Annotated in this window: 13 protein-coding genes; 6 read left to right on the top strand and 7 right to left on the bottom strand. The window is 33.5% G+C overall.

Annotation, left to right across the window (positions count from 1 at the left end; translation table 11 throughout):
* Nucleotides 1-392: 392 nt before the first annotated feature.
* Genes HYN56_RS06930 through HYN56_RS06940 form a run of 3 tightly spaced genes read left to right on the top strand, consistent with a single transcriptional unit; the run spans nucleotide 393 to nucleotide 4,377 of the window.
* Nucleotides 393-1,685, top strand: a complete 1,293-nt coding sequence (locus tag HYN56_RS06930) for a TolC family protein (RefSeq protein ID WP_240622665.1) — start codon at nucleotides 393-395, stop codon at nucleotides 1,683-1,685.
* Nucleotides 1,686-1,742: 57 nt separating this feature from the next.
* Nucleotides 1,743-2,792, top strand: coding sequence for an HlyD family secretion protein (locus HYN56_RS06935; protein ID WP_109191508.1), 1,050 nt, complete (start codon nucleotides 1,743-1,745; stop codon nucleotides 2,790-2,792).
* Nucleotide 2,793: 1 nt separating this feature from the next.
* Nucleotides 2,794-4,377 carry an efflux MFS transporter permease gene (locus tag HYN56_RS06940; RefSeq protein ID WP_109191509.1) on the top strand — a complete coding sequence of 528 codons (1,584 nt, stop codon included), beginning with the start codon at nucleotides 2,794-2,796 and terminating at the stop codon, nucleotides 4,375-4,377.
* Between the two features lie 279 nt (nucleotides 4,378-4,656).
* Here the strand turns inward: HYN56_RS06940 and HYN56_RS06945 are convergent, their stop codons facing one another.
* Nucleotides 4,657-5,271 (bottom strand): hypothetical protein, encoded by a 615-nt coding sequence (locus tag HYN56_RS06945; RefSeq protein WP_109191510.1) that lies wholly within the window; start codon nucleotides 5,269-5,271, stop codon nucleotides 4,657-4,659.
* Between the two features lie 132 nt (nucleotides 5,272-5,403).
* On the opposite strand from HYN56_RS06945, the gene HYN56_RS06950 reads away from it, so the two are divergent.
* Nucleotides 5,404-6,063, top strand: a complete 660-nt coding sequence (locus HYN56_RS06950) for an HAD family hydrolase (RefSeq protein WP_109191511.1) — start codon at nucleotides 5,404-5,406, stop codon at nucleotides 6,061-6,063.
* Nucleotides 6,064-6,285: 222 nt separating this feature from the next.
* On the opposite strand, the gene HYN56_RS06955 is transcribed toward HYN56_RS06950, so the two are convergent.
* On the bottom strand, nucleotides 6,286-7,077 hold the full coding sequence (locus HYN56_RS06955) for a hypothetical protein (protein ID WP_109191512.1): 792 nt from the start codon (nucleotides 7,075-7,077) through the stop codon (nucleotides 6,286-6,288).
* A gap of 399 nt (nucleotides 7,078-7,476) precedes the next feature.
* A complete protein-coding gene (locus tag HYN56_RS06960) occupies nucleotides 7,477-8,133 on the bottom strand; it encodes a 3-keto-disaccharide hydrolase (RefSeq protein WP_109194741.1) in 657 nt (218 codons plus the stop codon).
* Nucleotides 8,134-8,403: 270 nt separating this feature from the next.
* Here HYN56_RS06960 and HYN56_RS06965 point away from each other — a divergent pair, with 270 nt between their 5' ends.
* Nucleotides 8,404-8,973 carry a helix-turn-helix domain-containing protein gene (locus HYN56_RS06965; protein WP_109191513.1) on the top strand — a complete coding sequence of 190 codons (570 nt, stop codon included), beginning with the start codon at nucleotides 8,404-8,406 and terminating at the stop codon, nucleotides 8,971-8,973.
* A 559-nt stretch (nucleotides 8,974-9,532) separates the two neighbouring features.
* Here the strand turns inward: HYN56_RS06965 and HYN56_RS06970 are convergent.
* The gene (locus HYN56_RS06970) at nucleotides 9,533-9,763 is read right to left on the bottom strand and encodes a helix-turn-helix domain-containing protein (protein WP_109191514.1); all 231 of its coding nucleotides are present in this window, start codon (nucleotides 9,761-9,763) and stop codon (nucleotides 9,533-9,535) included.
* 86 nt (nucleotides 9,764-9,849) lie between these two features.
* Here HYN56_RS06970 and HYN56_RS06975 point away from each other — a divergent pair, with 86 nt between their 5' ends.
* Nucleotides 9,850-10,083, top strand: coding sequence for a hypothetical protein (locus HYN56_RS06975; RefSeq protein ID WP_109191515.1), 234 nt, complete (start codon nucleotides 9,850-9,852; stop codon nucleotides 10,081-10,083).
* A 275-nt stretch (nucleotides 10,084-10,358) separates the two neighbouring features.
* Here HYN56_RS06975 and HYN56_RS06980 read toward each other — a convergent pair whose 3' ends face one another.
* Genes HYN56_RS06980 through HYN56_RS06990 form a run of 3 tightly spaced genes read right to left on the bottom strand, consistent with a single transcriptional unit; the run spans nucleotide 10,359 to nucleotide 12,505 of the window.
* Nucleotides 10,359-11,120 carry a hypothetical protein gene (locus tag HYN56_RS06980; RefSeq protein ID WP_109191516.1) on the bottom strand — a complete coding sequence of 254 codons (762 nt, stop codon included), beginning with the start codon at nucleotides 11,118-11,120 and terminating at the stop codon, nucleotides 10,359-10,361.
* Entirely contained in the window at nucleotides 11,113-11,535 is a 423-nt protein-coding gene (locus HYN56_RS06985; protein ID WP_109191517.1) for a hypothetical protein, read from the bottom strand. The genes HYN56_RS06980 and HYN56_RS06985 overlap by 8 nt, the downstream gene beginning before the upstream one ends.
* Nucleotides 11,519-12,505, bottom strand: coding sequence for an SMODS domain-containing nucleotidyltransferase (locus HYN56_RS06990; RefSeq protein WP_109191518.1), 987 nt, complete (start codon nucleotides 12,503-12,505; stop codon nucleotides 11,519-11,521). Before HYN56_RS06990 ends, HYN56_RS06985 begins: the two co-directional genes overlap by 17 nt.
* Nucleotides 12,506-12,597 lie beyond the last annotated feature (92 nt).

Below are 12,597 nucleotides of genomic sequence, written 5' to 3' on the forward strand. Positions count from 1 at the left end.
TTTGACAGATTTCGTTATTTCACGCTAAAAATTTTTCTCTCGCAGATTTAGGAGATTTTTTTTAATTCTTTAATAATCTGCTCAATCTGCGGAATCTGCGAGAGGGAAAAAATAAAAATCAGCTTCATCTGTCAAAATCATTTAAAATCTGCTTTAAATTTCACAACCCAAATCTATTTTGTAATAAATTGTTTTCCAGTGTTTTAATATAACGTTTTCGGAAAATGGAATTTTAACATTTGTCCGAAATGAATATGTTCTTGGCTTTTTAGAATTATCAGTCAAGAGAAAAATGAAGGAACTTTGCACCATCAAATATTAAAGTATTCATGTTCCTTAAAACAACAAATTCTACAGACGATTGTTTTCCCAGAATCCTGCTGTTACTCGTAATGATATTAACATTCAATGGCTTACAAGCGCAGGAAGTTCATTCGGTTTCATTACAAGAAGCTTTGAAACTGGCGAAAGAAAACAACAAAAAAATCCTTAGATCTCAACTGGAGGTCACGCTCTCGGAGCAAAACATCAAAGAAAGAAAAGAACTTCGACTGCCAGACGTACAACTAAATGGCATGTATTCCAGAATTACGAATATTACCGAATTCAAAGGAAGCGGATTCTTAAATGGTAAAGAAGTTACAAAGGCGATTCCTGAAATTTATGAGGTCAATTCTACCTTTAAAATGCCAATTTATGCTGGGAATAAGATTAACAATGCCATCAAAATTGCGAATCAGGAAAACGAAATCGCTAAAATAAAAACGGAAAAAACCGAAAATGATATCGAACTGGAAGTGGTAGCCAACTATCTGGCGATTTATAAAATGATGGAACTTCAGAAGATTTTTGAAGAAAACATCAAAGAAGAAAAAAGCCGACTGAAAGAAGTGCAATCGCTTCAAAAACATGGAACGGTTACGAAAAACGAGGTTATTCGTGCCGAATTACAGCTTTCGGATCGTGAATTGAATGCGTTAACTAACTCCAAAAACATTAAAATCGCACTTCACGATCTGAAAACGCTGATCCAGATTCCGGAAAACGAGGAAATCGCGATTGATACAACATCAAATCTGGACGAAATGAACGGCCTAGATCCGTATGATTATTATATGACTAAAGCTTTGCAAAACGAAGAAATGCGAATTGCAAGCCAGGAATTGGATATCAGCAAAACGGAATTGAAAATGGTTAAAGGAAATTATCTGCCAAGCGTTCACTTCTTTGGGAATTACGGTTTTTATTATCCGAATTATAAATTTTTTCCGCCCAATCCGTACTTATACACTTTAGGACAAGTGGGTATTGAAGCGACTTTTGATCTTTCTTCTTTGTATAAAAACAAAACCAAAATGGATCAGGCGAATACCAAAATCGAATGGCAGAAAATGCAGAATGAAATTGTAAAAGAAGAAATTCAGGATAAGCTTTTTAAAGAACATACGCAGTATCAGGAAATCCTTGAAAAGTTTGTTGTGGTCGACAAAGCGTTGGATTTAGCTAATGAAAATTACAGAATCGTAAAGCTGAAATACTTGAATCAACTCGTTTTAATTACTGAAATGGTCGATGCTGATAATGCTTTGCTTCAGGCGAAATACAACAAAATTTCTACGCGACTGGATGCGGTTTTAAAACATTACGAGCTGTTGCATACGGCGGGGATGATGCCTCAGAGTTAGAAATTTTTAGAAGAAAGAAGCAAGAAACAAGATTTAAAAGAACTAAGTTAAAGAGATATGGTTAAGATAAAAAATGAAACTAGAAGAAATAAAACGTTTCATATACTAATAACAATTATTGCGTGTGTGCTTGTTATAAGCGGTGTTATTTTAGGAATTTGGTTTTATGTGTTCAACAGAAACCACGAAGAAACCAACGACGCGCAGGTCGAACAATATGTAACGCCAATTATGTCGAGAATTACAGGTTATGTACAGCAAGTTCGTTTCAACGAAAACCAGTTTGTGCATAAAGGCGATACCTTGGTTGTGATTGACAATCGTGAATACAAATCAAAACTGAATGTGGCTCTTGCCGATGTTCAAAATGCAGAGCAAAACAGCGTTGTGGCTCAAAAAAATGCCATAAACACAGCCAGTGCAACAGCAATTAACGAAGCGCAGTTAGAAGCGGCAAAATCGAATCTTTGGAAAACCAAACTGGAATACGAAAGATACAAAGCTTTGGTAAGTGAAGAAGCAGCAACTTCTCAGCAATTAGAAAAAGTCCGCGCCGATTACGAAGCTGCTCAGGCACATTTTCAGGAAATGAAAAACAGAATTCATTCGGCGACTTTAAGTACTTCTGTTGCTGAAGCGAATGTACCAACAACACAGACGAATATTGCATCCAAACAAGCCGTGGCTGATAATGCGGCATTATTTCTTTCGTATACGATCATTACAGCGCCTTATGACGGTTGGGTCGGAAAACGAACTTTACAGCCAGGTCAATTGGTAAAAGAAGGGCAATCTCTCTTGTCAATTGTAAGCAAAGAAAAATGGATTACTGCCAATTTTAAAGAAACGCAATTACAATATTTGACTGTTGGACAGGATGTTGAAATAAAAGCTGATGCTGTAAGTGATAAAACTTTCATTGGTACAATTGCTTCTTTATCGCCTGCGAGTGGGGCAAGATTTTCATTGCTTCCTCCAGATAACGCAACAGGGAACTTCGTAAAAATTGAGCAAAGAATTCCAGTTCGAATTCAGTTAAAAGACAACGACAAACAAACCGATTTTTTAAGAGCGGGTATGAATATCACTGTGATCGCAGCACACTAAAATGGAAGATAAAAGTATTTTTAAATCCTGGGTTCCAAGATGGGCAATCATCATTATTTTGTTTGTCTGCCTTTTGCATTCCATGATTTTATTGGGAGTTTATACGTCAAACGTAACGTATGCAGCGAGTTTTCTGGACATTGAGCCGGAAGATTTGCAGTTTGCAATGTGCGTGACGTATGGAACTTTGCTGGCAACGATTTTAATAGAAAGCCGATTTTCAAGTTTTTTTCCTGCAAAAAATTACCTGATGGCCGTTTATTCCTTAATCGGAATTACGATTGTTTCATCCGCATATATTACCAATTTTTCTCTTTTTTTAATCTTGAGAATTGCCGAAGGTATTTTAATGGCGCTTCCGGTAATTACGATCAGACAATTATTGATCGAACAGTTTAATTCTAAAAATGCCATTATCATTGGTTTTTCGTTTTATTACGGTTCACTGTTATTGTCAACGCCTTTTATCATGAATATTGCGGTTTGGTTTCTGGATCATTATGATTGGAAATACATGCTTTATGTTTCGGGCGGATTGCAGGTTTTGAATGTCTTTTTAATCTTAGTTACTTTTCGTGGGCACCGAATTACAAAGAAAATTCCGTTGTATCAAATCGACTGGATGAGCTACTTTTTGGTTTTAACAGCCATTCTTTGCGGTGCTTACTTTTTTGTTTATGCCGAGAAAAAATATTGGTTTGACTCTTCTCAAATGGTTTTAGCCTTAATGATTGCTTTAATTACAGGAGGTCTGTTCATCTTTAAAGAGCTTTTGGTAAAAAGACCCACTTTTGATTTTGAAGTTTTTAAATACGCCAATCTGCGAATAGGATTTTTATTGTTTTTCCTTTTTTACATCAGCAGAGCAACGCTGAGTCTTTGTCATTCGGCGATGTTTTCGATTTGGAATTGGGATCCATCGCGCGTTGCGGGCGTGCAATACATTAACGGACTAGGAAATGTAATTGGTTTAGTTTTAGCTGCTTTTTTCCTGATGAAATCGGTTTCAACTAAAATCATTTTTATGATTGGTTTTACGCTTATTGCCATTTTTCATTTTTGGTTTACATTTCTGTTTGTGCCCGATGTAGCTTTATCAGATATTATTGTTCCATACATTTTGCAAGGAATCGGAGTAGGGTTTTTATTTGTTCCGTTGATTCTGTTTACCACCTCTTCGGTTCCTGCAAATATGGCGGTTTCTTCGGGGATTGTGGGTGTTTCGGGACGTTTCTGGGGAAGTACAATTGGTTTTTGCGTCATGCAGAATGCAACCGTATTTTTAAATAAAAAACACTTTTTTAAACTAAGTCAGTTTGTAACTGGGGAAAATCCCGAAGCACAACAAACCATTGCTTCAACAGCACAGAGTTTTATGGCAAAAGGATATTCTGCAGATAATGCGAATACTTTGGCGTTAAAAAAAGTCTTCGGGACAGTTGCCAAACAAGCTACTTTATTGGCTGATATGGAAATTTATACCATTGTCGGATATGGTTTGGTGGTTTTGATTATTCTGATTGCGTGTAATCAGCATTTGAGACAAACGATGACTTTGGTTAAAAGTAAGATTTGGATTGGGTAAAGATTTTGTTTCAAGTTTAAATTTCAAGTTCTTTGCGCAAAGTTTTTGTTGCCAATCTTTGTCTGGTTTAATTTCGCGAAGTCGCAAAGATTTTTTTACTCTCGCAGATTTGGCAGATTGAGCAGATTAGTTTTTTAAATAAAGAAAATAAATAATCCGCGTAATCTGCCAAATCTGCGAGAGACAAATCCTTTCAATCTTTTTAATCTGTGGCTAAATAAAATGCTGCGATTCGTTTTAGTTATTCGAATTTTATGTTTTTGGATTTATTAGAAAGTACTATTGTGCTTTTATTATTTCTTCTATTGTGCGATTCTTTTTATCATATAATAGAGTTAGATTTTTTTCGAACGCAGGATTCGTAATATTTATGTACCAGTCGATTTGGATTGCTTTGATGTTTTCGCTCAATCTACTGATAAATTGAAACCAGCCCCAAGTCGATTCAGAAATGGTAAATTTATTTGAATCTAAAGTGTAAACGTCAATACAAATTTCGTCTTCTGTTATTAAATCTATTTTGTAAGCAAAAACAGTTTTAATTTCGTCCCATTTGTATGTTTTAGAATTGTTTTCATTAGTAATGGTAAAACGATTTTCGGTGTATGTAAATATTCCTAGATCATTTTGATTTTCTGCTGTTTGCAAAGAAATTATCTCTTTTCCTATTGTAGAATTTGGAGTAACAAACAGGTTTTTCGGATTTAAAAATCGAAGAAGCACAAAGAAGCCTCCGCCTCCAAATAAGACTAAGGTAAGCCAGAGGCGAATTTCATTTACTTTTCCTGTCCATAAAACCATGAAAGTGAATAAGAAACAGATAACAATCAAAATGATTTGTTTGGTTTTGCTTTCCCAAATAACATTTTTGTCTTTGTATTTTATTTTTTCCATGATAATGCACAATTTGTAAAAACGAAGTTATAAAAAAGGTTCTCAAAAATATCTTAATTTCTTAAACGCCTAAATTTCACAAACAGTATAAATGGTCGTATCTTGCAACCGTTAAAACAACAAAACAAATATATGAGCCAGCAATGTGTAATTTTTGATATGGATGGCGTGATTTGTCACACCAATCCGCATCATGTAGTCGCTTTTGAGGAGTTTTTCAAAAAATATATTATTCCGTATACTCAGGAAGAATTCGAAGAGCATATGTACGGAAAACACAATAGTTATATCATGACGCATTTCTTCAAACGTCCGATTGCGGGAGAAGAACTTCTAAAATTGGAAGACGAAAAAGAAGGAATGTTCCGTGAGATTTACAAAGACAAAGTCGAAACGATTCCATATTACATGGATTTTTTAAACGAATTAAAATCCCGCGGATTCAAAACAGCTGTTGGAACTTCTGCGCCACGTGCGAATTTAGATTTAATTGCCAATTTTCTGAAACTAGGCGAAAAAATGGATTCGATGATGTCTAGTGAAGATGTTACGTTTCATAAACCAAATCCTGAAGTATATTTAAAATCGGCAGAACGTGTTGGAGTTTCTCCATCTGATTGTGTGGTTTTTGAAGATTCATTTTCGGGTGTTACAGCAGGATTAAATGCCGGAATGAAAGTCGTAGGTGTTTTGAGCACACATACTAAAGAAGAACTTCCGCCTTGTGATTTTTATATTAATGATTATAGTGAGGTTAATGTGGATAAGATATTTGAGATATTGGGGAAATAAATACCAATTTTTTAAATACCAAAAATGCTATACGAGAGACCTTTATCAAAGTTTAAAACTTTGATAAAGGTTTTTTTTGCGTAATTAACTACAATCTTGTCATTTCGACCGAAGGGAGAAATCACACTAGAAACTCCGCAACGAAAAGCCAATCTTTGTAGAGTTTCTCACGGAGATTTCTCCTTCGTCGAAATGACAAACTAGACGGATTTTAAAGTAGAATCAATACTTCTCCTCTAAAAAAGCCATCCAGCCTTTTTCAAATTCTTCACGACTTACATTCAATGTTTTTTCGATGTTTCCGAATGACGCGATTAGTTTAGGCAGAATGTCCTTTCCCCATTTTTGAGTCATATATTCGATAATCGTGTAGCCGATATTATAAATCTGATTGCCGTGATTTAAATCTTCTAAAGTCAGATTTTTGCTTTTGGCGTATTTCACGCTTATGGAATTGACTTCTTTGGCTTCAAAAATACTAATCGATTCCCAGAGCCAGCGCGGATATTCGGCTTTAAATTTTTTCTCAAATTCCCTTTCAAAAGTCAGTCGGTCTTGGGTGATAATCGTGTCTTTGGCTTTGTATATTAATATGTTGAGCTGAACGCAATGCGTAAATTCATGTAGAGCCGTTTTTAGCGGATCGTCCGGGAAAATAGAATTAAACCAATTCGTCCAAACAAAATGAAACTCATTTGGGCCCCGGCTTGTGCCTTTGGTATTTTCTTTTAAGCCAGTAGCTTCGTTAAACTTGAATTGCGAGCCGTAAACAAAAACCTTTATCAGGTCGTGTTCTACATCTTTTAAATTTTCTCGTATTACAGAATAATTGTCTTCGAGATGTTTGCTTACTTTTTCAGCTTCGCTTTTATAAATTCCGCTGTAGGAAACGATAAAATGCTCCGATTTAATAGTTCGGGTTTCTTGTTTAACGGTAAAGCTTCGGACTGTTCTTGCAAAATAAAAAACAGCAATAATTGCTAAAAAAATGACTAGTAATCTGTATTTCTTCATGTTCTAAATGATTTTTGAAATTTAAAAACAAAATAAAATATGCAGATTTAGGTTTTTGGTATTTTAAAAATAAGAATATTTAAACACTAAAGCGTAAAATAATTAAAGAAATTTCTGGGTTGTGTTTTGTTTTTGCCACAGATTATCAGGATTAAAAGGATTTTTTCTCATTGTAACCGCAGAGTATTGTCATTTCGACGTAAGGAGAAATCGCACTAGAGATTCCATAAAGCATGTCGTCAATCTTTGTCGACACCCGAGTGCGATTTCTCCTTACGTCGAAATGACAAACTAGACAGATATGCTTTGTACAATAAGAGTGTTAAATGAATTGTCTTCTACTTTAGCAGGAGGTTTAAAGGTGTAAAAAAAAGACTTTATCCCAAAAAATATAAAGTATTACTCTTTTGAAATACTTTTAATTCTAATGTTTTTAAAATCAATTGGAGAGCGTTCGTAGTTTAAAGAAATTTTACCTTCAACAGTCGAAGCTTCCGTGCATTCGTTTACTAGTTTTCCATTCAAATACTGCGTGATTTTTCCGTTGAAAGATTTAATGAGTACAGTATTCCATTCTCCATACGGATTTTCATTGGCTAAAAACTTTGGAGAAACCACACTTGCGCCGGCTTCAACCAGTTTTCCGTTTACTTTTGCTGTTACCTGATCCAAGAATATAAAGTCGCCTGTCACATTTTCTTTTATTTGAAACTGAATTCCTTTTGGCCAGATTTTATCCGATGCATCTAATGGAATATTGTACATAACGCCACTGTTTTTAGTGCCTTTCATTTTGTATTTTTCTTCCATATTCCATCGGTATTCTAAGGTAAGCTCAAAGTTTTTATAGCTTTTTTTGGTCATTAAGCAGCCGAGGTCTTCTCCGTACATACGAATCATTCCATCCTTAAATTCATATACTTTTGAAGGTTCCTGTTGTGTGGTATTTGATTTTGTAAAAGCATACCAGTCGTTCATTTCTAAGCTTTTTTGCTGAACGGCACAGGAACTTAAAATAAAAAGAAGAATAACAACAAAAGTTGATTTTTGGAACATAGCTGTAAGTTTAAAACAAAGTTGATTAACCTGAATTGAAGATTTTTTTAAAGTAAAATTAGTAATACGAACTAATATAAAAAACTGGCAATTCCGGCTTTTTTGTTTTTTATCAGAAAATAATGATTTAGATAAAAACACTTATTCTTCTCCATTAAAATTAATGATATATTAGCGACATTATCAAATGTCGTAGAAATGCCGTAAGAAAACCGTTATCAAAATAGGCTTTTCGAAATAATTTTGGATTGAAATTTAAAAACATAAACCATGAGTTATATTGGCAAAAAAATTAGCGAAGCGAGAAAATTAAAAGGCTTTACACAAGAAGAATTGGCAGAATTATCGAAAGTTAATTTGAGAACAATTCAAAGAATCGAAAACAATAATAATGAACCACGTGGCAAAACGCTGGAATTAATTTGTGAAGTACTTCAAATTGATAAGGGAGAATTGCAAGATTTAAAAACATCAGAAAATAATAGAATTGGAGCTTTCGTTGTCAATGCGATTTTTTTGATTCTTTTAAATCTTGCCATAGCGCTTGCTTTTAGTTATATGGTGACACCTATAGAAGCTAGTGCCAACAGTAAATTTGGCGCAGTTCTTTTAAGTTTTTTTATGCCCTTTACCATTTTTTATTATACGCAGAACATGACGGCAACCGAACGTATTTTTAAATTTGGAATTTGCTGGATGATATATCTTACAACCTTATTATTTGCACAAGGTTTTCGTGCTGCGCTTGGTATTGGATTTAGAACATGGATTTTTCCCTGTATTTTAATCTATTTTGGCGTACTGTTTTATGGAAAGGTTTTGTTTAAATCAGAGAAATAAAAACATAAAAGACAATTTTTATGTTTTAATCTCGCGAAGACGCAGAAGCGCAAAGTTTTTCCAAACTGTAACCATAAAGTATTGTCATTTCAACTGAAAGGAGACTCGAGCGATAGCGAACAGGCGAAGTAAATCACACAAGAGAGCCTGTAAAGTTTTTTCCACAAAGTAACCATATAGTATTGTCATTCTGAGGAACGAAGAATCTCCGTAAGTAACTCCGCAACGATAATCGCCAATCTTTGTCGAGCTTCTCGCGGAGATTGCTTTGCCAGTTTGCTATCGCTCGTGTCTTCGTTCTTCAGAATGACAAACTAGAAAGATATGCTTTATCAAATAAGAAAGTTAAATGAATTGCCTCCTGCTTTAGCTGGAGGTTTTTTTATGATTGAAAGGGAAAAGGCTTTAGCCGAAAAGAATAACCGTTCAGTAACCACAATCTTGTCATTCTGAGGAACGAAGAATCGCACAAGTTGCTCCGTATGCAAAATCGCCAATCTTTGTCGAGTTTTGAGTGTGATTCTTCGTTCCTCAGAATGACAAACTGTACGAATATGCTTTATTTCAAAGAAAAATCAAGCAATTCTTTAGGTTCAATATCTAAAGCATTGGCGATTTTTATAAGGGTTTTTATACCTGTATTTACTTTCGCAACTTCTAATCTTGCTATTTGAGATTTGTTAATATTACAGTCGTCAGCTAAACCTTGTTGGGATAAGCCTTTCTTTTCACGTAATTGTCTAACGTGAATACCAAGATTTACGAGAAAAGTTTCTTCTGAAATATTCATATTTCAAAAGTGAAAAGATTTATTTTGTTCTTAGATGCTAATTCGCCTACAAATTACTATATTTGACCCAAACAAAAAATAAGATAATGACTACAGAATGTTTTTCTAAAGAAGTAGAAACTAGACTAAAAGTTTTTTTTAGTGATGTTGTGGATGTAAAAGATATGGCGAAGATGCTCCGACAGGTCAATTATGCTCTTTCGTTAAGTTCGATGCGAGGTTGCGAAACTCTGGATTCTGAGTTGTGCCATGTCGATGATAATTTTTACTGGCTCAACAGACTGGCAGAAGTTTTAGATCCTTATTTAGGTGTAGATTAAAAGAAATTGTGCTTTAAGCACCATCATTTCGACGAAAGGAGGAATTAAAGGCATATCAACAAATTCGAAAATTCCCTACAATTTTTTTCATTGTGTAACTATCGTTGGTATGCTGGAAATGCTCCTTTCGTCAAGGTGATTGTTAATATAAGGTTACCATAAAGTTTGTCATTTCTGCGTAATTTACATAAGTAACCCTACTATCAAAAACGCTAGTTTTACTGATTTACTTATTTAGATTAATTTTGCACAGAAATGTGCAAAATTAACATGGTTTAAACCTTGCAATGTTTTTGTTTAATTTTTTCCCATTCCAAAGAAAGCTCTGCATTCATTTTATTAAACATTTTGCTGTCTAGTAAAATGCCTGCCCATGATAAGTTCTTTTCATAAATGATTATGTTGTTAATAATGTTTTGAATAATATTTTCTTCATTTACTGATTTAAAAATTAATTTATAATTGTCAAATACTGATTTAACTTTTGAATTTAATTTGTAAAGTTTAAATGTTTGCAGAATTATTGTAAATGGTAATGCGGACTGAAAAACTAGAGTAATAATTTCTTTATTTGAAAATATACAGACAGATAGAAAAATTATAAATATGATGCTCAATTTTATGTATTCCTTTGGAAGCATTTTTGAAGTTATGCATTTCGTGAAAAAAACATTTTCAAAATTGTTTATGCCTAATTTATTTATGCCGGCTTTTACTTCGTCATTGGAAAAATAATCTGTAGAATTTTTTTCTGAAAAACTCGAATCTAAACTGTTATCAATAAAATCCAAGGTTCTGATATTTTCTGCTTTATGAAAAACATAGCTTTGGATGGAATCAATAACAAAATAAATCACTGAAAAGAATGCGAGACTGCAGTTGAAGAATTCTTTAATTGCTATTTCTGAGAATTTAGAAAATTCCAAAACGAGAAGAAAAACAGAAATAATAATTGAAACAATGAGAATTGAACTAGACAAAATACTTGTCTTGTTCAACCAATCATAATAATTTGCATGTGGAACTTTTTCACTCATCTTTTTTGTTGTTTTTAATATGTTCAACTTCTGGACCAAACCATTTACCAGTTTCAAGCCATACTTCATAAAAATAAATCCATCCTGCTGTCCAAGGAACTATATCCTTAGCGATTAATTTCCCATGAGACCATTTATAATCCTTCGGGTGGTAAAGGCATAAAGACTTACTCTCATGGTAGAAATGGATTGGTTTTTCAACTAATTTAGGGCTCAATATCCTTACTAATGGTCTCAAATTTCCTCGATATGTTATTGATACGGCATATTTTGGAAATTCTGGTTTTACAATTAATTCCCCAATGAATTCAATTTCACTTCCTCTTACAATTGATCTGAATTGAGGATAACTCGACTTCATTGCCTGAATCTGAATATTTGGATTATAATACTTTTTTTTATTTATTATCCCCATAATATCCTTTTGAAGACGTAATTGTTTTTCCTACTGTCGTTGATAATAAACCAGAAGAATTAATTTTCAAATTTCCTTTAATCAGCTCATTTGAAAAATTTTTCGCCTCTTCAATGTCGGCCGTTGGAAATTCTTTTCCGAAAATTTCTTTCCAAATTTTTATCGCTTCTAATTCTTGATTCGAATTAATTAATTCTTTAGCTTCTTCAAGTTTTTGTTTAACTTCTTCTATGTTATCTTTGCTTGAATTAAATTTTTTTTCAGAAGTAAAATCTTTAAGATTTAAGTGGCTTTTAGCGTTTGAAAACCAAAGACGAATTCCCTCCTCGAGATCTGAAAACTTATCAGTTTCAAAGATGTTAATCGCGATTTCTTCAATGATATATGAAGGGATCATTTTGTCATTTTCTCTGTTCCAATATTTTACTGCCTTGATTATTTTTTTTAAACTATAGTCGCAATATTTATCAGTATCCTCTAATCTTTGGGACAATCTAATTGGATTAGTAAATGTCCAACTTTTCAAATCATGATTTGGTATTAAGTAGCCATTTCCATCTTCAAAACTTGGAAGTACATCAAAATTAATTTTGCTTAATTCAATTGTGACGCAAGGTCTGGATTGAGAGACTTTTCCTTTATAGTCTCCAATTTCATTTAGGTAATCTTTGAAATTTGTAAGAACAGTTTGCGGATTAGGTAAATTACCATCTTCATCAATCCATTCATCTTTATCGAGAACAGCAAAAACGTCAACATCATCTAGAGGTCTTAGTATTGTATCTCTTTCCCATGAGCCGTTAGTGAATGTTTCTTTAACATACAAGTCGCAATCTTCATGAGTTAATTTGTTATTTAGATTTTCAACAGATGAAGTAATGCTATCTTCCTGCTTGTCTGTAACCGATATTTTTTCAATCATTTCGGTTATTTTTTTAATTAATTTGGCCATATTAGTAAATTTTAACATAAAATTCCCAAATTTTATACCAAATAACCAAACATGACAAAATGACGTATTTTCTGCCTAAATATCTTAAGAGTTTAATATTTAAAACTTTT

The organism is Flavobacterium crocinum (assembly GCF_003122385.1).
GTDB classification, from domain to species: domain Bacteria; phylum Bacteroidota; class Bacteroidia; order Flavobacteriales; family Flavobacteriaceae; genus Flavobacterium; species Flavobacterium crocinum.

Coding starts and splice junctions, on each gene's coding strand:
- HYN56_RS06930 (WP_240622665.1), top strand. CDS start 393: ATGATATTAACATTCAATGGCTTACAAGCGCAGGAAGTTCATTCGGTT.
- HYN56_RS06935 (WP_109191508.1), top strand. CDS start 1,743: ATGGTTAAGATAAAAAATGAAACTAGAAGAAATAAAACGTTTCATATA.
- HYN56_RS06940 (WP_109191509.1), top strand. CDS start 2,794: ATGGAAGATAAAAGTATTTTTAAATCCTGGGTTCCAAGATGGGCAATC.
- HYN56_RS06945 (WP_109191510.1), bottom strand. CDS start 5,271: ATGGAAAAAATAAAATACAAAGACAAAAATGTTATTTGGGAAAGCAAA.
- HYN56_RS06950 (WP_109191511.1), top strand. CDS start 5,404: ATGAGCCAGCAATGTGTAATTTTTGATATGGATGGCGTGATTTGTCAC.
- HYN56_RS06955 (WP_109191512.1), bottom strand. CDS start 7,077: ATGAAGAAATACAGATTACTAGTCATTTTTTTAGCAATTATTGCTGTT.
- HYN56_RS06960 (WP_109194741.1), bottom strand. CDS start 8,133: ATGTTCCAAAAATCAACTTTTGTTGTTATTCTTCTTTTTATTTTAAGT.
- HYN56_RS06965 (WP_109191513.1), top strand. CDS start 8,404: ATGAGTTATATTGGCAAAAAAATTAGCGAAGCGAGAAAATTAAAAGGC.
- HYN56_RS06970 (WP_109191514.1), bottom strand. CDS start 9,763: ATGAATATTTCAGAAGAAACTTTTCTCGTAAATCTTGGTATTCACGTT.
- HYN56_RS06975 (WP_109191515.1), top strand. CDS start 9,850: ATGACTACAGAATGTTTTTCTAAAGAAGTAGAAACTAGACTAAAAGTT.
- HYN56_RS06980 (WP_109191516.1), bottom strand. CDS start 11,120: ATGAGTGAAAAAGTTCCACATGCAAATTATTATGATTGGTTGAACAAG.
- HYN56_RS06985 (WP_109191517.1), bottom strand. CDS start 11,535: ATGGGGATAATAAATAAAAAAAAGTATTATAATCCAAATATTCAGATT.
- HYN56_RS06990 (WP_109191518.1), bottom strand. CDS start 12,505: ATGTTAAAATTTACTAATATGGCCAAATTAATTAAAAAAATAACCGAA.